This is a genomic window from Flavobacterium notoginsengisoli (genome assembly GCF_042686225.1).
GTDB lineage: Bacteria > Bacteroidota > Bacteroidia > Flavobacteriales > Flavobacteriaceae > Flavobacterium > Flavobacterium notoginsengisoli.
Genome location: NZ_JBHUOT010000002.1, coordinates 555986 through 573698, shown reverse-complemented (window position 1 = coordinate 573698; position 17713 = coordinate 555986). Strand labels below are relative to the sequence as shown.

Here is a 17713-nt window from a genome sequence, read left to right as displayed (position 1 = left end):
CACTGATTATACCGATTTAATAGATTTTAAAATCATTATATCCGTATAATCAGTGGCAAAACTTTTATATACAATTATCATATTTTTGCTTTTCTTCCGATTTTAATGAAAAAAGAACAAAAAAATTTAACAATTGGAACCAACTAAAGCAGAAAATCATTTGTCTCCCCACAAAATATCCGTTACTTTTGCTTCAGTTTAAAATTTTACATATAAAATGAAGCCTAACACACAACAATTAAGCGATTTAACGATCCAAGTAAGAAGAGATATTCTTAGAATGGTACATGCTGTAAACTCTGGACACCCAGGTGGTTCATTAGGTTGTACTGAATTTTTGGTAACACTATATCAAAATATTATGGACCGCAAAGAAGGTTTTGATATGGACGGAATTGGAGAAGATTTATTTTTTCTTTCAAACGGACACATCTCACCTGTATTCTATAGCGTATTAGCAAGAAGCGGTTATTTTCCGGTTTCAGAATTAGCGACATTCAGATTATTAGACTCTCGTTTACAAGGACACCCAACAACTCACGAAGGTTTACCTGGAGTTCGTATTGCATCTGGTTCATTAGGACAAGGTTTATCTGTAGCTCTTGGAGCAGCTCAAGCTAAAAAATTAAACAAAGACAATCATATTGTATATAGCTTACACGGAGACGGAGAATTACAAGAAGGCCAAAACTGGGAAGCTATTATGTATGCTTCTGCTAAAAAAGTAGACAATATCATCGCGACAATTGACCTTAACGGTAAACAAATTGATGGAACTACAGACGAAGTTCTTCCAATGGGAAGTATTCGCGCTAAATTTGAAGCTTTTGGCTGGGATGTTTTAGATATTGAAGAAGGAAATAATATTGATGCTATTCTTGCTGGTTTAACTGATGCTAAATCAAGAACAGGAAAAGGAAAACCAGTTTGCATCTTATTACATACAGAAATGGGTAATGGTGTAGACTTCATGATGCACACTCACGCTTGGCACGGTAAAGCACCAAACAACGATCAATTAGCTAGTGCTTTAGCTCAAAACATTTCAACTTTAGCAGACTATTAAAAAAGTGTTCAGTCTCAGTATATAGTTTTCAGTTTAGAAACTAAAACTATCAGAGACCCAACATCTCAAAAGAAATAAAATGAAAAAATACGAAAATACAGGAAGTAAAGATACTCGTTCCGGTTTTGGAGCGGGAATGACTGAACTAGGTCAAAAAAATGAAAATGTTGTAGCATTATGTGCTGACTTAATTGGATCATTAAAATTTGATGAATTCAAAAAGAATCATCCAGAACGTTTTTTCCAAATCGGAATCGCTGAAGCTAACATGATCGGAATTGCTGCAGGTTTAACAATTGGAGGAAAAATTCCTTTTACAGGAACTTTCGCTAACTTCTCTACAGGAAGAGTTTACGATCAAATTCGTCAATCTGTTGCTTATTCAGACAAAAACGTAAAAATCTGTGCTTCTCACGCTGGTTTAACTTTAGGAGAAGACGGTGCAACTCACCAAATCTTAGAAGACATCGGATTAATGAAAATGTTGCCTGGAATGACAGTAATCAATACTTGCGATTACAACCAAACTAAAGCCGCAACTTTAGCACTAGCAGATCACCATGGCCCGGCTTATTTACGTTTCGGACGTCCGGTTGTAGCTAACTTCACTCCTGCTGACGAACCATTCGTAATTGGGAAAGCAATCATGTTAAACGAAGGAACTGATGTTACTATTATTGCAACAGGTCACTTAGTTTGGGAAGCGCTTATCGCTGCTGAAAAATTAGAAGAAAAAGGAATCTCTGCTGAAGTAATCAACATTCACACTATTAAACCACTTGACGAAGAAGCTATCTTAAAATCAATTGCTAAAACTAAATGTGTTGTAACAGCAGAAGAACACAATTACCTTGGAGGTCTTGGAGAAAGCGTTTCAGGAGTATTAGCCTTAAACAATCCGGCTCCACAAGAATTTGTTGCTGTAAAAGATAGTTTTGGTGAATCCGGAACTCCGGAGCAATTAATGGAAAAATACAAATTGAACAATCAGGCAATTGTTGAAGCTGTAGAAAGAGTTATTAAAAGAAAATAATTTTTAGATTTTCTTACTTTATAAAAAACCCTCGAAATATTAATTTCGAGGGTTTTCTTTTTCCCCTTTACACAACAAACAACTTCAAAAGACAAGGATAAAATTAAATCTCTTTTATTTACACATAAAAAAAACCTCGAAAATAACTTTTTCGAGGTTTTTAATTTTATATCACCATTTTTTATTACTTAATAGCGTGATGGTCTTTATCTACATGAAGTCTTAATCTTCCTAATCTTCCCGGAGTAGTATAATCAACTGTTCCATCTGGCAAAACTGCTGGAATACCCCATGTTTCACTTTCATCTACGTTTGGCGTATCAGGGTTATCCGGAATAGGATCATAAGGATAATATTTACTAATTCCTGTAAATGTAGCGTCTGTTGGTTTTGTAATCTCAAATCTTGTAGTATAACCATCACCATCATCATCAAAATCAAGAAAATCAGGAATTCCATCCTTATCGGTATCATCAATTAAGTCTGGCGGCATATTAGGAAATCTTACCTTATCTCTATGATCATATACATAACCATCACCGTTTACATCTTCCAGATATGTTGGCACACCATCACCAACTATAACATTTGCAGAACCATTAAAACTATACTCACTATCCACTCTTCTTAAGCCGAATAATTTAAAGCTAAAAACCAATGGAGAATAGGCTGGTATATTCGCCTGAGTATTTGCATAATACCCCAATCCTGAAGGCAAAAACATTACTCCTGCCCCATAATTACTATAACTAACAGCTCCGTCTGTAGAGGACACACTACGAACTCCTGTTTTAAACTTTGGCATAATCTCTCCCCATCCATCAATAATCCCCTGATAAACATCTAAACTGAAGTCTCGCCCTAATCCATAAGAGTTATCAAACTCAGTTCCATTAAGAAGGTTTCCTTTATAAGCTACATTAATATTGTCAAAATTACATGGTGCTTCACCGGCACCTTGTCTTAATATCAAATAATACACTTTATAATTAACGTCACGGTTATATACATCTCTGTGCTGTAAAGGATAAGTCTGCTGATCCCAAATAGAAACTTGTGTTGCAGGATCTGTAATTTTCTCAAATGTTATATCAAAATCTGCCGAAACACTTTTAATGTAATTATTCTTTAAATATTTCTCAATCGAATCATTATCTGCTTTATACTGCTCTGCATAATCTCTTACAGGTGTAACCTCTATATCATCATCACCTTTTTTACTACAAGAAATGATAGCCAGACCAGCAAGTAATAAAACAAAATAATATTTAAATTTATTCATTATTATGATTTTTTTAGGTGCGCAAGATACAATATTGATTTATTTTTGTAAAGAATTTAACTTGGATTTTAGAAAAATTATGAGAGTAGATAAATACTTATGGTGCGTTCGATATTACAAAACAAGAAACATGGTTACTGAAGCCTGTAAAAAGAACCATATTACTGTCAACGGGCAAGTTGCAAAACCATCCAAAGAAGTTTTTCCTACTGACCGAATCACCTTCAGAAAAGATCAAATTACACAGATAATAACCGTATTGGATATTCCCGAAAATCGTGTCGGCGCAAAATTAGTCGATATCTATCGCAAAAATGAAACACCACCGGAAGCCTACGCACATTTAGAACTTTTAAAACTTTCAAAAGAACATTACCGAAAGAGTGGCACCGGAAGACCAACTAAAAAAGACCGTAGAGATATTGATGAATATGGAAATGAAATTTTTGATGAGGAAGAAACAGAGTAAACTTCTATTTTTCAAATTTCAAAAATCTTAGAAAAAAATCTAAACAATATAAAATCAAAAGCCAGTATTGGAATTTGATTTTTTCACATTGGACTTTAAATTAATTATATTAGCAAAAAAATTAAATCATGAGTAGCAACATCATCTTAACTAACCAGGAAGTTGAACACAAAATAAAACGTATCGCTTATCAAATTTACGAAACTTTTGTTGACGAAGAAGAAGTTGTTATTGCCGGAATCGCTTCTAACGGATATGTTTTCGCTAAAAAAATAGCTTCGGCTTTAAGCAGTATTTCTACCTTAAAAGTTTCCATCTGTGAAGTAAAAGTAAACAAACAGAATCCGCAGGATGTTATACAAACTTCATTGAGTCCAGAAGAATACTCAAACAAGGGACTAGTTCTTGTAGATGATGTATTAAATTCCGGAACTACATTAATATACGCTGTTCGTCATTTCTTAGACGTTCCGCTTAAAAAATTCAAAACAGCAGTACTAGTTGACCGAAACCATAAAAAATACCCTGTAAAGGCAGACTTTAAGGGCATTTCTCTTTCTACTTCATTACTAGAACACGTTCAGGTTGTTTTCGACTCTGAAAACGGAAACTATGCTTCTTTAAGCTAAAACCTGCAATATATCCTGAACCGTTTCTTCGACAGATCTATTGTCAACCACAACTTTATGTTTCGCTTGATTATAGTAAAAACTTCTGTCGAATAAATGTTTCGCGATAAACTCTCTCATTTCTTCTTCGTCCATATTCGCGATTAAAGGACGCTTACTCTTATTATATACCAATCTATTATATAAAGTATCAATTGATGCCTTTAAATAAATCGAATCAACATTTTCTTCTTTTAGCAATTCATGATTATTAGCATAACATGGAGTCCCTCCTCCTAATCCAATAATATTATTTTCTTCAGATTGCAATAATTCAACAAATATTTCATGTTCCAATTTTCGAAAATAGATCTCTCCATGCTTCTCAAAAATCTCATTTATGGACATTTTTGCTCTTTCTTCTATAATTTTGTCCAAATCTAAGAACGGAATATTTGTGATTTTTGACAAATTTTGGGCGATTGTCGACTTTCCGCAGCCCATATAACCTAACAATACAATTTTCTTCATACTAATAAAACCTTATAAACTAAGCAATTGGAAATTTTTCCAAAAAAAAGACAAATTTATAATAAAATTGCTTGCAAACTTCAAAATAAACTCCTTATATTTGCACCCGCATTCAAGAAATTAAATGACTCGATAGCTCAGTCGGTAGAGCACATCACTTTTAATGATGGGGTCCTGGGTTCGAGCCCCAGTCGGGTCACAAATTTTGTGATGAACAAATTAAATTTCTTGAAAGCAATGACTCGATAGCTCAGTCGGTAGAGCACATCACTTTTAATGATGGGGTCCTGGGTTCGAGCCCCAGTCGGGTCACAAAGGTCGGGTAATTTATTTTACTCGACCTTTTTTCATTTTTAGGCCATGTGGAGAAACGGTAGACTCGCCATCTTGAGGGGGTGGTGCTCGTAAGGGCGTGAGGGTTCAAATCCCTCCATGGTCACAAATTAAAAAGCGCAAACCTATAAATACAGAGGCTTGCGCTTTTTTTTATTATTACACCTTCCTTCTTTTGCCCTACAATTTCATTGCAGCATACAAAAACAGACATAATATCTCACAAAAAGATAATTTGCAGGATATTTTTTTATCTTTGAAAATCAGATTTTTTCAACCTGTACGGCTTTATCTTTGATTTGAGCCTTTGAAAAACAAACACTCAATATGGAACAGAAAATACATCAAGGAAGAAACGTAAAACGTTTTAGAGAAATGCTTAACATAAAACAAGAAGCATTGGCTTATGATTTAGGAGAAGACTGGAGTCAAAAGAAAATTTCTTTATTGGAGCAGAAAGATGTAATTGAGGACAACCTTTTGAAACAAATTTCAACGGTATTAAAAATTCCTGTAGAAGCTTTTCGAAACTTTAACGAGGAACAGGCAATAAACATTATTTCCAATACATTTCATGACACTCAAGGCTTAGTGAATTACAATCCAACTTTCAACAACAATCCAATTGACAAATTGATTCAACTGCACGAAGAAAAAATAGCTTTATATGAGCGTATGTTAAGAGAAAAAGAAGAGATGATGCAAAGACTCGAAAAGCTAATCAAATAAATAATTCAGAAAAATCAGCAGTTTTGATTCTGCGCCTTTATTATCACAAAAAAAACAAAATATATTCCACTGCAAAGTAAGCACTTACACTAACAATTGAAATTAATTTAAAATTCCTTCCCAAAAAGGCTTTGCAAACTAAATAAAGTACTTATATTTGCACCCTCATTGAAGAAAACAAAAGACTCGATAGCTCAGTCGGTAGAGCACATCACTTTTAATGATGGGGTCCTGGGTTCGAGCCCCAGTCGGGTCACAAAAAAAGCAACTCATCTTAGGAGTTGCTTTTTTTATACCTTGTAATTTGTAGATTTGTAATCAAGAAACTTAAGTTTAAAACCAGAACTACAGAAAATCACAAACAAATTATCTGCAATTCAATATAACAACCAATTTATTGATTCCCAATGAAGACATATAAAGAAAATTACCTTCTGATTAGTTTTATTGTTGGTTTTTTAGTGTGGTTTTCAGCCACTATATTATTCAGAATTGCTGGTCACTATTTTTTTATAGTTGACAATCCCTTAATAATGATTGCATTGTATATCATTCTTATACCGGCATTAGGCTTCATCTCAACCTCAGTTTTTAACAAATTTAACCTAAACAATCTTGAAAGTATAAAAGCGGCAGTCGCTCTGGTTTTACCAGGAATGCTACTGGATACATTATGCATACAGTTTTTTGAAAAGTTATTTCTCAATATGCCTGAAAACTACAGCAAAACTTTTGCTTCATGGCTAATGTTTGCATATTCTGTTGTTTTACTTTTTGGGCTTTTTAGAAAAAATAAAAATAGATTGGAATAAAACTTTTTTGTTACTGTCGAAAAAGACTCTATAGTTCATTTTCTTTTAAAATCTTTACTTTAGACACGGAAACAACATAGTAACTAAAAATCAGATTTTTAACAATTTATTTTCATACAACAATTCTAACTGTGTCTCTCTCATATCAATTCCCACAATAAAACCAAGCTTGTTCTTGTATGCAATATCCAGCAATTCAAGGAAAGTTTCTGCCCGTTCATTGTCTTCAAAATGTAAATTTTCTTTATCAAGATATAGAAGCTCAACATCTTCATGCGTAATCCAATTTGCAATTCCCATTCTGTCTTGAGACAAAAAATCATTCCAATTATCAAGCTCTCCAATAATGTTACAAGAAAGAGTTTTCATAGGAATATCAAAATTTCGGGATACTCCGCCTTTGCCCAGTCCTAAATGCGGATTATAATCGGCACAAGTCTTAAAAATATAATATTCCAGAAATTTGCAAAATTCATAATGCCCTTCGAGCTTTCCTATAAAACGAATCTGAGCATCATAATCCTTAATTTCATGAAATTCATGATGAATTTTAAAAGTCCCATCAAGTGACTTTGAGATGGAAACAATTTTTTGAATATTCTCCTCAATAAGACTATTAATTTTTTCCTCAGTGAAACGAGAAATACCTCCAACCAAATAATGTTTCAAAAATTCCCGACAAGCTTCAGTCAAATCACCAGTTTCTCCTTTGAGTTCTGGAACTACTTCACTGTAAAATTTCTTATCGTCAAATAAATGTAAGCTGCACCAATATCCCATTTTAATAATTTTATGACGAATGTATAAATAATATATTCATCCTTCTATTTCCTTTTACATCAAACATTTAAATTTTTCTACTCATAATTTAAAAAAGAAATTCTCTTACAAAATAAAAACTTTCATAAATTCGTTGAGAAATAATTATTCACTAATCCCAAATTAGTTTTATGAAAAACCTACTATTAGCATCATTTATTATGATGTCCTGCTCGATCTGGGCACAATCTGCAACTGGCTATTTTGACAAAGCCATGAAAAAAGCTGAAGCCGGAAACACCAAAGGCGCCATAGCCGATTACACCAAAGCGATCAGCATGAATTCAAAATTTGCCGAAGCCTACCAAAATAGAGGCGTGGCAAAATACAAACTAAACGATTTAAAAGGCGCTCAGGCTGATTTCAGTAAAACCATCGAATTAGACAATATGAATTCAGATGCTTTTACCGGCAGAGCTAATGTCTATTACAAACTGAAAAATTATCAGGGAGCAATTGAGGATTGCACATCATCATTAGGCTTAAATCCTAAGGATTACATCGCTTACAATCTAAGAGGTTTAGCTTACAATGATAGCGGAGATAAAAGAAATGCCTGCAAAGATTTTAATAAAGCAATCGAACTAGGAAGTCAAAGCGCTATAAAAAACAAAGCAAATTATTGCAAATAATTAAGTTTAAAAAAGAAACAGTCTTCGTTATTTTACTCGAAGGCTGTTTTTGTTTTATTATCAAAGTAATAAATTTCCTAAGAAAAAAATACCTGATTTTAGGTAAAAAATATATTTTAAATACATAAACCTCTAATCTTCTATCTTTTTAATGTGCTTTTAAGGTTGTATATTAGATTTTGTTTTACATTTGTCGACCTAATCGCGAAAAATGATAAACAATATAAAAACTGTTTTCAGCATAAAAGATCTTGAGAACTTATCTGGAATTAAAGCGCATACCATACGCATCTGGGAAAAGAGATACAATATCCTTGAACCAATGCGAACGGATACCAACATAAGATTTTACAATCTGCAAAATCTGCAGAAGCTTTTAAACATAACGTTACTGCACGAATATGGTTATAAGATTTCTAAAATAGCGACGTATCCAGATGAAAAGATACCACAGTTGGTACGCGAAATAATTTCCAAGAAAAATTCTCAGAACTACGCCATTACTTCTTTTAAAATGGCGATGATGAATTTTGATCAGGAATTGTTCTTCAATACATTCGATTGGCTTATTTCTGAAAAGACTTTTAAAGAAGTTTTCAAAGAACACTTTTTACCTCTTTTAAAAGAACTTGGATTGTTATGGCAGTCCGAAACCATAACACCAGCAAATGAACATTTCATGAGTCATTTGATCAAACAGAAAATTCTAATTTACACAGAAAGCCTCCAGATTAGAAAGCCAACCAAAACCAACAGGATTTTTGTTTTATCTCTTCCATTGAATGAAATTCACCAAATCGGATTATTGTACTTACAGTACGAAATTCTGGATCGTGGTTACAAAACTATTTATTTAGGCGAAAGCATGCCAATTGAAAATCTTCAGGATTTAACCCGACATTTTGAAAATATTACGTTTGTTTCCTTCATGACCGTTCAGCCAGATCGAAGCGTAATCAATCAATATGTAAAATCGATGGGACAGAAACTCCTTCAAAAAAACAACGAAATCTGGCTTATGGGCAAAATGGTCGAACATATTGACCAGAAACTTTTAAACGACAGAATCCGCATTTTTGATTCGATGGAGGAAACTATTAACATGATCTAGTTTTATTTTGTTTAAAGTTTTTCTATATTTGTTAAACAAATGAGAAAAACAATCAAAATAATAGGATCTGGCTTTTCCTCCCTGGCCGCCGCTTGTTATCTTGCCCAACAAGGAAACAACGTTACCATTTATGAAAAAAATGCAACCATTGGCGGAAGAGCCCGACAATTCAAAAAAGAAGGTTTTACTTTTGATATGGGACCAAGCTGGTATTGGATGCCCGATGTTTTTGAACGTTTCTTTCAGGATTTCAATAAAAAATCTTCTGACTATTACGAACTCATAAAACTAAATCCTGCTTATCGGGTTTATTTTGGCATAAATGATTTTATCAGTATTTATGACAATTTAGAAGAAATTAAATCGACATTTGAAGAAATTGAAAAAGGGAGCGGTCAAAAGCTTGAAACCTTTATCAATCAGGCCAAAAGCAATTATGATATTACCATAAAAGATTTGGTGTATCGTCCCGGAATTTCGCCGTTGGAATTAATTACAAAAGAAACCGCTTTAAAACTCAATCAGTTTTTAGGCAATGTCAGCGCTGATATTCGAAAGAAATTCAAAAACGAAAAACTAATTCAGATTCTTGAATTTCCCGTTTTATTTCTCGGAGCAAAACCCACTAAAACTCCTTCATTTTACAATTTCATGAATTACGCCGATTTCGGTCTCGGAACCTGGCATCCAAAAACGGGAATGTTTGATGTTATTCGTGGTTTAGAAAAACTGGCATTAGAACTTGGCGTAACTATTAAAACCAATTCCCCAATCGAAAAAATAATCGTTGAAGGCAAAACCGCAACGGGAATTGTAATCAATAATGAAATCATAAAAGCCGATATTATTTTAAGCGGCGCCGATTATCAGCATACTGAAACTTTACTAGAAAAAGAGCATCGCGTATACTCTGATAAATATTGGGAAAGCCGGATCTTCGCGCCTTCTTCGCTCCTGTTTTTCATTGGTTTCAACAAAAAAATCGAAAACATTTCGCATCACGCTTTATTCTTCGATACTGATTTTAACCAGCATGCCGTTGATATTTATGATCATCCTAAATGGCCTGAATCTCCCTTATTCTACGCTAACTTTCCATCCAAAACAGATTTAACCGCCGCGCCTGAAGGAATGGAAACCGGTTTTTTCTTAATTCCGCTTGCACCCGGAATTGAAGATAATGCAAAACTTAGAGAAGAATATTTCGAAAAGATAATTACTCGTTTTGAACAACTTACGCAACAAGAAATTAGAAATAACATTATCTTTAAGGAATCGTTCTGTAAAAACGATTTTGTAGCAGATTATAACGCTTACAAAGGAAATGCTTACGGAATGGCCAATACTTTATTACAAACGGCTTTTCTGCGACCGAAACTAAAAAGCAAAAAAGTTCGTAACTTATATTTTACAGGACAATTAACTGTTCCCGGCCCAGGTGTTCCGCCTGCGTTAATTTCTGGAAAACTAGCCGCTGAATTAATTCAAAAATCTTTAAGATCGTAAAAAAATGAAATCACTATTCGACGCCGTTTCTTTCAAATGCAGTAAGCTGGTTACCAAAAGCTACAGCTCCTCTTTCTCGATTGCCGTAAAAATGCTGTCGCCAAGTATACGCGATGCCATTTACAGCATTTACGGATTTGTTCGTTTTGCCGACGAAATCGTAGATTCATTTCACGACTATGAAAAAGAATATTTGATTGACGATTTCGAAAAAGAATACTATAAAGCAATGGAATTAGGAATTAGCCTGAATCCTATTTTAAACTCTTTTCAGCATACTGTCAAAGAATACAATATCACTGATGATCTCGTTCAGGCGTTTCTAAAAAGCATGAAACTCGATCTGATTAAATCAACATACAACACCCAAACAGAATATGCCGATTATATTTACGGTTCTGCCGATGTTGTGGGCTTAATGTGTTTGAAAGTTTTTGTTTCGGGGAAAGAACACAAATACGAACAGTTAAAAGAAGAAGCCATGCGTTTGGGATCAGCATTTCAGAAAGTCAATTTTTTGAGAGATTTAAAAGACGACAGCACGATTTTAAACCGCGCTTATTTTCCGGGAATCAACCTCAACAATTTCAATGAAGATTCGAAAGAACAAATCATCAAAGAGATTGAAGAAGATTTTCGCAATGCTTATCAGGGAATTGTAAAATTGCCAATCGAAGCCAAATTTGGTGTTTATACGGCTTATGTTTATTATAAAAAACTGCTCAAAAAACTAAAAAACACGCCATCACATGAAATTGGAAATTCGAGAATTCGGGTTTCTAATTATACTAAAGCGGGACTTTTAGCGCAATCTTTTGTGACTTATAAGCTGAAGCTTGTATAGTTTTTTTTTAAAACACATAGAAACATAGTTTTCATAGCTTAGAAAAGGCGTTTCACTCGCATAAATACACATAGCTATGTGTTAGAAGCTAGTTTCTTTCAATATTCTCCTTGCAAGAAAAATAAAATCTATGTTTCTATGTGTTTAAAAACTAATAAATAAAATCTTTTAGAGTCAATCTTTTATCATCTAAAGCAAAACTCAAAAGAAATAAAATCATAATTTTAATTTACAACATTTATAAAATGATTTCTTTTTTAATCTTTATAGGCGTTTTTCTGTTTATGGAATGTGTTACCTGGCTTACGCACAAATACGTAATGCACGGTTTTATGTGGTATTTTCATGCCGATCATCATCAGCCGAAATACGAGCATACGTTTGAACGTAACGACATTTTCTTTGTCATTTTTGCGATTCCGAGTATACTCTTGTTTTATTTTGGTGTTCAGGACGGGTTTAATTATTTGTTTTTCGTTGCCTGCGGGATTACACTTTATGGCGTTTGTTATTTTTTAATTCACGATGTTTTGATTCATCAGCGTTTTAAATGGTTTAAAAACACGAAAAACAAATACCTCATCGGACTCCGAAAAGCTCATAAAATACATCACAAACACCTCAACAAAGAAAAAGGAGAATGTTTCGGAATGTTGTTTGTACCATTTAAGTATTATAAAATGTAACTTGATTAGTAACATTACAACAACTGATTTATGAAATTATACAAAATAGCAACCGTTCAATATGTAAATGCCAGCGTTGAAGACTGCTGGGATTTTTTCTCCAGTCCAAAAAACCTGCAGACCATTACGCTTGACAATATGAATTTCGAAATTAAAGATTTTGACGACAAGCGAATGTACCACGGACAAATTATAACTTATACTTTAAGACCGCTTTTGGGAATCAAGATTTCATGGGTTACCGAAATTACAGCTTGCAAAGAAAACCAGTATTTTATCGACGTTCAGCGTTTTGGTCCGTATAAATTATGGCATCACAAACATTTTTTCGAACGAACTTCAGATGGGGGAACCAAAATGACAGACATCGTACATTATGCCCTTCCACTTGGATTTCTTGGAAGAATCATGAATCGCTTAGTTGTAAAAAACAAACTGAAAACCATTTTCGATTACCGTTACAACAAAATTGAAGAATTATTCAATTCCAAATCGCAACCAAAGATTATACAAATTAACGCAGAGCAAAAAAGCATATAGTTTTTTTAAACACATAGAAACATAGTTTTCATTCCATAGAAAAGGCGTTTCACTTGCATAAATACACATAGCTATGTGTTAGAAACTAGTTTCTTTCAATATTCTTTCACAAGAAAATAAAATCTATGTTTCTATGTGTTTAAAAATATTTACAATACAAAATATTCGTCAAGCGAAAATTACACAATGACAAAACAAAAAGTTTCCTTTTTCTGGTTTAGACGTGATTTACGTTTAGAAGACAACACCGGATTATTTCATGCCTTACAATCTGATTTTCCAGTAATTCCTTTATTTATTTTTGACGAAGAAATTCTGGACAATCTTCCAAAAAATGATGCAAGAGTAAGTTTTATTTACGATTCACTTCAAAAAACAAACTCAGAATTAAACACTTTTGGATCTTCAATTCTAATCAAAAAAGGAAAAACAAAAGACGTATGGAAATCACTTCTTTCGGAATTTGATATTCAAAACGTATTCTTCAATAAAGATTACGAACCGTTTGCCATCAAACGCGACACGATGATTTGTTCTCTTTTAAAAGAAAACAATATCGAATCTTTCTCTTTTAAAGATCACGTTATCTTCGAAGAAAAAGAAATCACAAAAGCCGATGGACTTCCTTATACCGTTTATACTCCATACAAAAACAAATGGCTTGAAAAATATCATTTATCAGGATCTGCTCCGGAATATGATTCGGCTTCCTTTCAATCTAATTTCGCAAAAAATCAATTTATATTTCCAGAATTATCAGAAATTGGTTTTGAAAGAAGCGCTATAAAAGTACAGCCACATAACTTAACCCAAATTGCCAATTATAAAGAAACCAGAGATTTTCCAGCTTTAGACAGTACCTCGTATCTTTCGCCACATTTGCGTTTTGGTACTGTAAGTATTCGAAAATTGGTAAATTGGGCAAACCGTAAAAATCAGACTTTTTTAAGCGAATTGATTTGGAGAGAATTCTTTATTCAGATTCTGTTTAGTTTCCCAAATTGCGTCAATCACAATTTCAAATCGGCATACGACGGAATTCAATGGCGAAACAGCGAAGAGGATTTTAAGCGCTGGTGCGAAGGAAATACAGGTTATCCGATGGTCGATGCCGGAATGCGTCAGCTGAATGAAACGGGTTATATGCACAATCGCGTGCGAATGGTTGTGGCAAGTTTTTTATGCAAACATTTATTGATCAACTGGCAGTGGGGCGAAGCTTATTTTGCCGAAAAGCTTCTCGATTTCGAATTGGCTTCAAATGTAGGAAACTGGCAATGGGCAGCAGGAACAGGTTGCGACGCTGCGCCCTATTTCAGAGTTTTTAATCCCGAAATCCAGCAAAAGAAATTTGACGAAAAAGGCGAATACATCCGCAAATGGATTCCTGAGTTTGATTTTGGTTACGCTGAACCAATGGTTGATCATGCCCTTGCGAGAGATCGTGCGATTGCGACTTATAAGGCGGGGATTTTGAAATAAGTTTTATTTTGTTTCCCGCTCCCGATAGCTATCGGGATGGCAAATCTGGCAGATTTATACTCATTTTTTGTCATCCTGAGGAACGAAGGATCACACTCGTAAATCGACAAAGATTGGCGACATTCTGTGTGGAGTTTCTTGTGTGATCCTTCGTTCCTCAGGATGACAAACAAGACGAAAAAAAACTTTGTCAAAGTTCTATACATAAAGTTGAGCCAACTTGAAACTTTAAACCTGAAACAAAACAAACAAAACCTAATACTTCAAATAATTATCAACTACAATCTTCGCTTTCAAATCGAACATTAAATTATAAAGTCCGAAGAAAGTGCGGTTCATGTAGATAAAGTGTTTTGAGCCACGATTTCCGTTCATTTTCTTCAAATTGGTATCTTCAGAGAAACGTTTTCCTAATTCAGCTATTGCGTTGAAAAAAGTTTCATCTGCAAAATCGAAAGTTTCATTTTGGAAAGGCCTTGTAAAAAGCGATAATAAATCATGAAACATATCAGTGAAATATTCTACTTCCGCAGGCGTATCGTCTGGGCGAAGGATTTCTAATTCGAATAACTTTTTATTAAACAATGCTTCATCCGTAATCACTTTTTTGTTGATTAACTCAAAATATGGTGTATAGAAATCTTCCGGAATCTGCTTCATACAGCCAAAATCCAAAGCAATTAATTGATTTTGATCATCGACCAAAAAATTCCCGGGATGTGGATCGGCGTGTACTTTTCGTAAAACATGAATTTGGTACATATAGAAATCCCAAAGCGCCTGCCCTATTTTATCACCAATTTCCTGATCGAAATTTTTAGCTGTGAATTCAGAAAGATGAATTCCCGTCATCCAATCCATCGTAATGATTTTCTCTGATGAAAACTCCGGATAATAATTCGGAAAAGTGATATTTTCAATTTTACCGCAGGCATCAACTACTTCCTGACTTTGTTTCAATTCTAACAAATAGTTAGTTTCTTCAATCAGTTTGTCTTCAACTTCCTTAAAATATTTATCAGAATCTTTTCCCTGCAGATTAAACATTCGAATTGCAATTGGTTTAACCAAAGCTAAATCCGAAGAAATACTATTGGCAACGCCTGGATATTGAATTTTAACTGCCAGTTTTTTGTCTTTCTTCTTAGCCAAATGAACCTGACCAATACTCGCGGCATTTACTGAATTTGGATTGAACTCATCAAAGATTTCATAAGGTGTTTTACCAAAATTGTTTTTGAACGTTTTTAAAACCAAAGGCGCTGAAAGCGGTGGAACAGAAAATTGCGACAATGAGAATTTCTCCACATAAGCTTGAGGCAGAAAATTCTTATCCATGCTTAACATCTGCGCGACTTTAAGCGCGCTTCCTTTTAAGCTTTTTAGTCCGTCGTAAATATCTTCGGCGTTATTTTCGTTTAGTTTATCTCGGGTCAAATCTGGATTAACTACTTTTTCAGCATAATGCTTAATGTAGTTTACTCCAATTTTTGCTCCGGTTTGAACCAGTTTTCCGGCTCTTTCTATTTTTGAAGTTGGAATATAATCGATTGTTTTCATTATCTGCTGTGTATTTTTTCTTTAAATAGAAATTTTCCAAAATCTATTAAATGATTCATTGGCGCTACATTCATCAATTCAAATGAAGCATTAACCGATTTTTCGATAAAAATATCTGTTTTCTCAAATCCAGCCGATTCGTCTTCCATCCAGAATTTAATCGTCATCATCAATTGTAACCAGGCCGATTCCTGAATGGCTTTTTCCTGAAACTTCTGGAATTTTTCCTGTTCCAGTCTGTAATCATCGGTAAGGATTTCAGAAACATAATCTTTAAAGCTTTCGCGAAGTGTAGTTAGCTGCACTAAATTTTTAAGCGGATTTCGGTCTATTTTAAGCGTCTGCAACACATAACTTCTGTTTGCCGTTAAAACTTCAAAGAAAGTAAAATAAAAACTCAGCATTTTATTTTTCATATCATATTGCTGATATTCCTCATTCTTGTGAAGCAAACCAACTGTGTTTTCAAAAAACAGTCGGAATATTTCTTTTTCTAAACCTTCAAGTGTTCCAAAAAAGGAATAAAACTCAGCTTCAGTAAAATCATTTTCTTTGGCAAAATGATAAACCGATTTTGGTTTTTGTCCTTTTTCTAAAACTTCTTCCATGTATATTGAAACGATGTCATCTTTGGTAATCACCTTTTTTTTAGTCGCCATTTTATTAAAATTTAGAATTTGCCATAAAGGTAAACATTGTTTAAGTACCTTTACTAATCCTTAAACAAGTTAGACTGTTAAATATATTATAAACTATTATGGCTCAAAATGTTCTACTAACAGGCGGAAGCGGTTTCATTGGAAAACATTTAACAGATGTTCTTCTTGAAGCTGGTTTTACTGTGTCTGTTTTGAGTCGTTCTGCAAAAGAAAATTCTCCTGCCATAACGTATTATAAATGGGATTTAAATAAAAACTACATTGACGAAAATGCGGTTTTAAATGCCGATTATATTATTCATCTTGCCGGCGAAGGAATTGTAGAAAAAAGATGGACGGATAAAAGGAAAAAAGTCATTTTGGAAAGCCGTGTAAAACCTATTGATTTAATTCTTTCGGTATTAGAAAAAAACAATAAAAAACTGGAGGCTTTTGTCTCAGCTTCTGCAGTTGGGATTTATGGCGCTGTTACCAGTCATAAAATATGTACCGAGAATACGCCTCCGGCAGATGATTTTTTAGGCACAACCTGCCAAAAATGGGAAAGCGCCGTGGATAAAATTGGCGCTTTAGAGATTAGAACTGTTAAAATAAGAACCGGAATTGTTTTTGGTAAAAATGAAGGTTTTCTAAAAAAACTGACTCCGAGTTTTAAATCCGGTTTTGGTGCAGTTTTAGGCACGGGAAAACAATATCTTCCATGGATTCATATTGATGATTTATGTCGTATTTATTTAAAAGCTATCGAAGATCCAAATTTAGAAGGTCCCTACAATGCCTGTATAACTGACAACACTACGAATTCCAGGTTTTCAAAAACATTTGCTAAATTGTTTGACTACAGCATTTGGCTGCCTAAAATCCCTCCTTTTTTACTAAAAATAGTTTTAGGTGAAATGAGTGAAGCTGTTTTAACCGGACAAAGAGTTTCTTCTGAAAAAATCCAAAAAACAGGTTTTGAATTTCAGTTTACCGATTTAGAAAAAACATTAATAAACTGCTTAAAATAAG

At 33.9% G+C, this 17713-nt stretch carries 19 protein-coding genes and 4 tRNA genes; 18 read left to right on the top strand and 5 right to left on the bottom strand.

Going from position 1 to position 17713, the window contains the following annotated elements:
• Positions 1 to 217 precede the first annotated feature (217 nt).
• Positions 218 to 1066: a transketolase gene (locus ACFS3A_RS07950; protein WP_379824828.1), complete on the top strand. Its 849-nt coding sequence runs from the start codon at positions 218 to 220 to the stop codon at positions 1064 to 1066.
• Positions 1067 to 1145: 79 nt separating this feature from the next.
• Entirely contained in the window at positions 1146 to 2099 is a 954-nt protein-coding gene (locus ACFS3A_RS07945; RefSeq protein ID WP_379824827.1) for a transketolase family protein, read from the top strand.
• Positions 2100 to 2283: 184 nt separating this feature from the next.
• On the opposite strand, the gene ACFS3A_RS07940 is transcribed toward ACFS3A_RS07945, so the two are convergent.
• Positions 2284 to 3381 carry an FKBP-type peptidyl-prolyl cis-trans isomerase gene (locus ACFS3A_RS07940; RefSeq protein ID WP_379824825.1) on the bottom strand — a complete coding sequence of 366 codons (1098 nt, stop codon included), beginning with the start codon at positions 3379 to 3381 and terminating at the stop codon, positions 2284 to 2286.
• Between the two features lie 79 nt (positions 3382 to 3460).
• Between ACFS3A_RS07940 and ACFS3A_RS07935 the strand changes: the two genes are divergently transcribed.
• Together ACFS3A_RS07935 and ACFS3A_RS07930 are read left to right on the top strand one after the other, a co-directional pair.
• Positions 3461 to 3850 carry an RNA-binding S4 domain-containing protein gene (locus tag ACFS3A_RS07935; RefSeq protein ID WP_379824824.1) on the top strand — a complete coding sequence of 130 codons (390 nt, stop codon included), beginning with the start codon at positions 3461 to 3463 and terminating at the stop codon, positions 3848 to 3850.
• Positions 3851 to 3978: 128 nt separating this feature from the next.
• On the top strand, positions 3979 to 4479 hold the full coding sequence (locus ACFS3A_RS07930; RefSeq protein WP_379824823.1) for a phosphoribosyltransferase domain-containing protein: 501 nt from the start codon (positions 3979 to 3981) through the stop codon (positions 4477 to 4479).
• On the opposite strand, the gene ACFS3A_RS07925 is transcribed toward ACFS3A_RS07930, so the two are convergent.
• Positions 4471 to 4989 carry a shikimate kinase gene (locus ACFS3A_RS07925; RefSeq protein WP_379824821.1) on the bottom strand — a complete coding sequence of 173 codons (519 nt, stop codon included), beginning with the start codon at positions 4987 to 4989 and terminating at the stop codon, positions 4471 to 4473. The genes ACFS3A_RS07930 and ACFS3A_RS07925 overlap by 9 nt on opposite strands.
• Before the next feature lie 126 nt (positions 4990 to 5115).
• Between ACFS3A_RS07925 and ACFS3A_RS07920 the strand changes: the two genes are divergently transcribed.
• From ACFS3A_RS07920 to ACFS3A_RS07895, 6 genes are all read left to right on the top strand, one after another.
• Positions 5116 to 5188 (top strand) — tRNA-Lys (locus ACFS3A_RS07920).
• 40 nt (positions 5189 to 5228) lie between these two features.
• Positions 5229 to 5301: transfer RNA gene (locus ACFS3A_RS07915), tRNA-Lys, on the top strand.
• Between the two features lie 44 nt (positions 5302 to 5345).
• Positions 5346 to 5428 (top strand) — tRNA-Leu (locus tag ACFS3A_RS07910).
• A 221-nt stretch (positions 5429 to 5649) separates the two neighbouring features.
• The gene (locus ACFS3A_RS07905; protein WP_379824820.1) at positions 5650 to 6051 is read left to right on the top strand and encodes a helix-turn-helix domain-containing protein; all 402 of its coding nucleotides are present in this window, start codon (positions 5650 to 5652) and stop codon (positions 6049 to 6051) included.
• A gap of 183 nt (positions 6052 to 6234) precedes the next feature.
• A tRNA-Lys gene (locus ACFS3A_RS07900) sits at positions 6235 to 6307 on the top strand.
• Between the two features lie 151 nt (positions 6308 to 6458).
• Complete coding sequence (locus tag ACFS3A_RS07895) at positions 6459 to 6863, top strand: DUF5367 domain-containing protein (RefSeq protein WP_379824818.1); 405 nt, start codon at positions 6459 to 6461, stop codon at positions 6861 to 6863.
• A 90-nt stretch (positions 6864 to 6953) separates the two neighbouring features.
• Here the strand turns inward: ACFS3A_RS07895 and ACFS3A_RS07890 are convergent, their stop codons facing one another.
• Positions 6954 to 7643 carry a hypothetical protein gene (locus tag ACFS3A_RS07890; RefSeq protein WP_379824817.1) on the bottom strand — a complete coding sequence of 230 codons (690 nt, stop codon included), beginning with the start codon at positions 7641 to 7643 and terminating at the stop codon, positions 6954 to 6956.
• Positions 7644 to 7813: 170 nt separating this feature from the next.
• Between ACFS3A_RS07890 and ACFS3A_RS07885 the strand changes: the two genes are divergently transcribed.
• The 7 genes from ACFS3A_RS07885 (at position 7814) to ACFS3A_RS07855 (ending at position 14483) form a co-directional block, all read left to right on the top strand.
• A complete protein-coding gene (locus ACFS3A_RS07885; RefSeq protein ID WP_379824816.1) occupies positions 7814 to 8314 on the top strand; it encodes a tetratricopeptide repeat protein in 501 nt (166 codons plus the stop codon).
• Between the two features lie 211 nt (positions 8315 to 8525).
• Entirely contained in the window at positions 8526 to 9425 is a 900-nt protein-coding gene (locus tag ACFS3A_RS07880) for a MerR family transcriptional regulator (protein ID WP_379824815.1), read from the top strand.
• Between the two features lie 39 nt (positions 9426 to 9464).
• Positions 9465 to 10931: a phytoene desaturase family protein gene (locus tag ACFS3A_RS07875; protein ID WP_379824813.1), complete on the top strand. Its 1467-nt coding sequence runs from the start codon at positions 9465 to 9467 to the stop codon at positions 10929 to 10931.
• A 4-nt stretch (positions 10932 to 10935) separates the two neighbouring features.
• Entirely contained in the window at positions 10936 to 11775 is an 840-nt protein-coding gene (locus ACFS3A_RS07870; protein ID WP_179006459.1) for a phytoene/squalene synthase family protein, read from the top strand.
• Positions 11776 to 12020: 245 nt separating this feature from the next.
• Entirely contained in the window at positions 12021 to 12461 is a 441-nt protein-coding gene (locus ACFS3A_RS07865; RefSeq protein WP_379824812.1) for a carotene hydroxylase, read from the top strand.
• 30 nt (positions 12462 to 12491) lie between these two features.
• Positions 12492 to 13001 (top strand): SRPBCC family protein, encoded by a 510-nt coding sequence (locus tag ACFS3A_RS07860; RefSeq protein ID WP_379824811.1) that lies wholly within the window; start codon positions 12492 to 12494, stop codon positions 12999 to 13001.
• A 186-nt stretch (positions 13002 to 13187) separates the two neighbouring features.
• The gene (locus ACFS3A_RS07855; RefSeq protein WP_379824810.1) at positions 13188 to 14483 is read left to right on the top strand and encodes a cryptochrome/photolyase family protein; all 1296 of its coding nucleotides are present in this window, start codon (positions 13188 to 13190) and stop codon (positions 14481 to 14483) included.
• Between the two features lie 255 nt (positions 14484 to 14738).
• On the opposite strand, the gene ACFS3A_RS07850 is transcribed toward ACFS3A_RS07855, so the two are convergent.
• Positions 14739 to 16043, bottom strand: a complete 1305-nt coding sequence (locus tag ACFS3A_RS07850; protein WP_379824809.1) for an ABC1 kinase family protein — start codon at positions 16041 to 16043, stop codon at positions 14739 to 14741.
• On the bottom strand, positions 16043 to 16702 hold the full coding sequence (locus ACFS3A_RS07845; protein WP_179006480.1) for a TetR family transcriptional regulator C-terminal domain-containing protein: 660 nt from the start codon (positions 16700 to 16702) through the stop codon (positions 16043 to 16045). Before ACFS3A_RS07845 ends, ACFS3A_RS07850 begins: the two co-directional genes overlap by 1 nt.
• A 98-nt stretch (positions 16703 to 16800) precedes the next feature.
• On the opposite strand from ACFS3A_RS07845, the gene ACFS3A_RS07840 reads away from it, so the two are divergent.
• Positions 16801 to 17712 (top strand): TIGR01777 family oxidoreductase, encoded by a 912-nt coding sequence (locus ACFS3A_RS07840; protein WP_379824808.1) that lies wholly within the window; start codon positions 16801 to 16803, stop codon positions 17710 to 17712.
• Position 17713 lies beyond the last annotated feature (1 nt).

Coding starts and splice junctions, on each gene's coding strand:
- ACFS3A_RS07850 (WP_379824809.1), bottom strand. CDS start 16,043: ATGAAAACAATCGATTATATTCCAACTTCAAAAATAGAAAGAGCCGGA.
- ACFS3A_RS07875 (WP_379824813.1), top strand. CDS start 9,465: ATGAGAAAAACAATCAAAATAATAGGATCTGGCTTTTCCTCCCTGGCC.
- ACFS3A_RS07865 (WP_379824812.1), top strand. CDS start 12,021: ATGATTTCTTTTTTAATCTTTATAGGCGTTTTTCTGTTTATGGAATGT.
- ACFS3A_RS07890 (WP_379824817.1), bottom strand. CDS start 7,643: ATGGGATATTGGTGCAGCTTACATTTATTTGACGATAAGAAATTTTAC.
- ACFS3A_RS07895 (WP_379824818.1), top strand. CDS start 6,459: ATGAAGACATATAAAGAAAATTACCTTCTGATTAGTTTTATTGTTGGT.
- ACFS3A_RS07905 (WP_379824820.1), top strand. CDS start 5,650: ATGGAACAGAAAATACATCAAGGAAGAAACGTAAAACGTTTTAGAGAA.
- ACFS3A_RS07860 (WP_379824811.1), top strand. CDS start 12,492: ATGAAATTATACAAAATAGCAACCGTTCAATATGTAAATGCCAGCGTT.
- ACFS3A_RS07840 (WP_379824808.1), top strand. CDS start 16,801: ATGGCTCAAAATGTTCTACTAACAGGCGGAAGCGGTTTCATTGGAAAA.
- ACFS3A_RS07855 (WP_379824810.1), top strand. CDS start 13,188: ATGACAAAACAAAAAGTTTCCTTTTTCTGGTTTAGACGTGATTTACGT.
- ACFS3A_RS07870 (WP_179006459.1), top strand. CDS start 10,936: ATGAAATCACTATTCGACGCCGTTTCTTTCAAATGCAGTAAGCTGGTT.
- ACFS3A_RS07930 (WP_379824823.1), top strand. CDS start 3,979: ATGAGTAGCAACATCATCTTAACTAACCAGGAAGTTGAACACAAAATA.
- ACFS3A_RS07950 (WP_379824828.1), top strand. CDS start 218: ATGAAGCCTAACACACAACAATTAAGCGATTTAACGATCCAAGTAAGA.
- ACFS3A_RS07845 (WP_179006480.1), bottom strand. CDS start 16,702: ATGGCGACTAAAAAAAAGGTGATTACCAAAGATGACATCGTTTCAATA.
- ACFS3A_RS07935 (WP_379824824.1), top strand. CDS start 3,461: ATGAGAGTAGATAAATACTTATGGTGCGTTCGATATTACAAAACAAGA.
- ACFS3A_RS07945 (WP_379824827.1), top strand. CDS start 1,146: ATGAAAAAATACGAAAATACAGGAAGTAAAGATACTCGTTCCGGTTTT.
- ACFS3A_RS07925 (WP_379824821.1), bottom strand. CDS start 4,989: ATGAAGAAAATTGTATTGTTAGGTTATATGGGCTGCGGAAAGTCGACA.
- ACFS3A_RS07885 (WP_379824816.1), top strand. CDS start 7,814: ATGAAAAACCTACTATTAGCATCATTTATTATGATGTCCTGCTCGATC.
- ACFS3A_RS07940 (WP_379824825.1), bottom strand. CDS start 3,381: ATGAATAAATTTAAATATTATTTTGTTTTATTACTTGCTGGTCTGGCT.
- ACFS3A_RS07880 (WP_379824815.1), top strand. CDS start 8,526: ATGATAAACAATATAAAAACTGTTTTCAGCATAAAAGATCTTGAGAAC.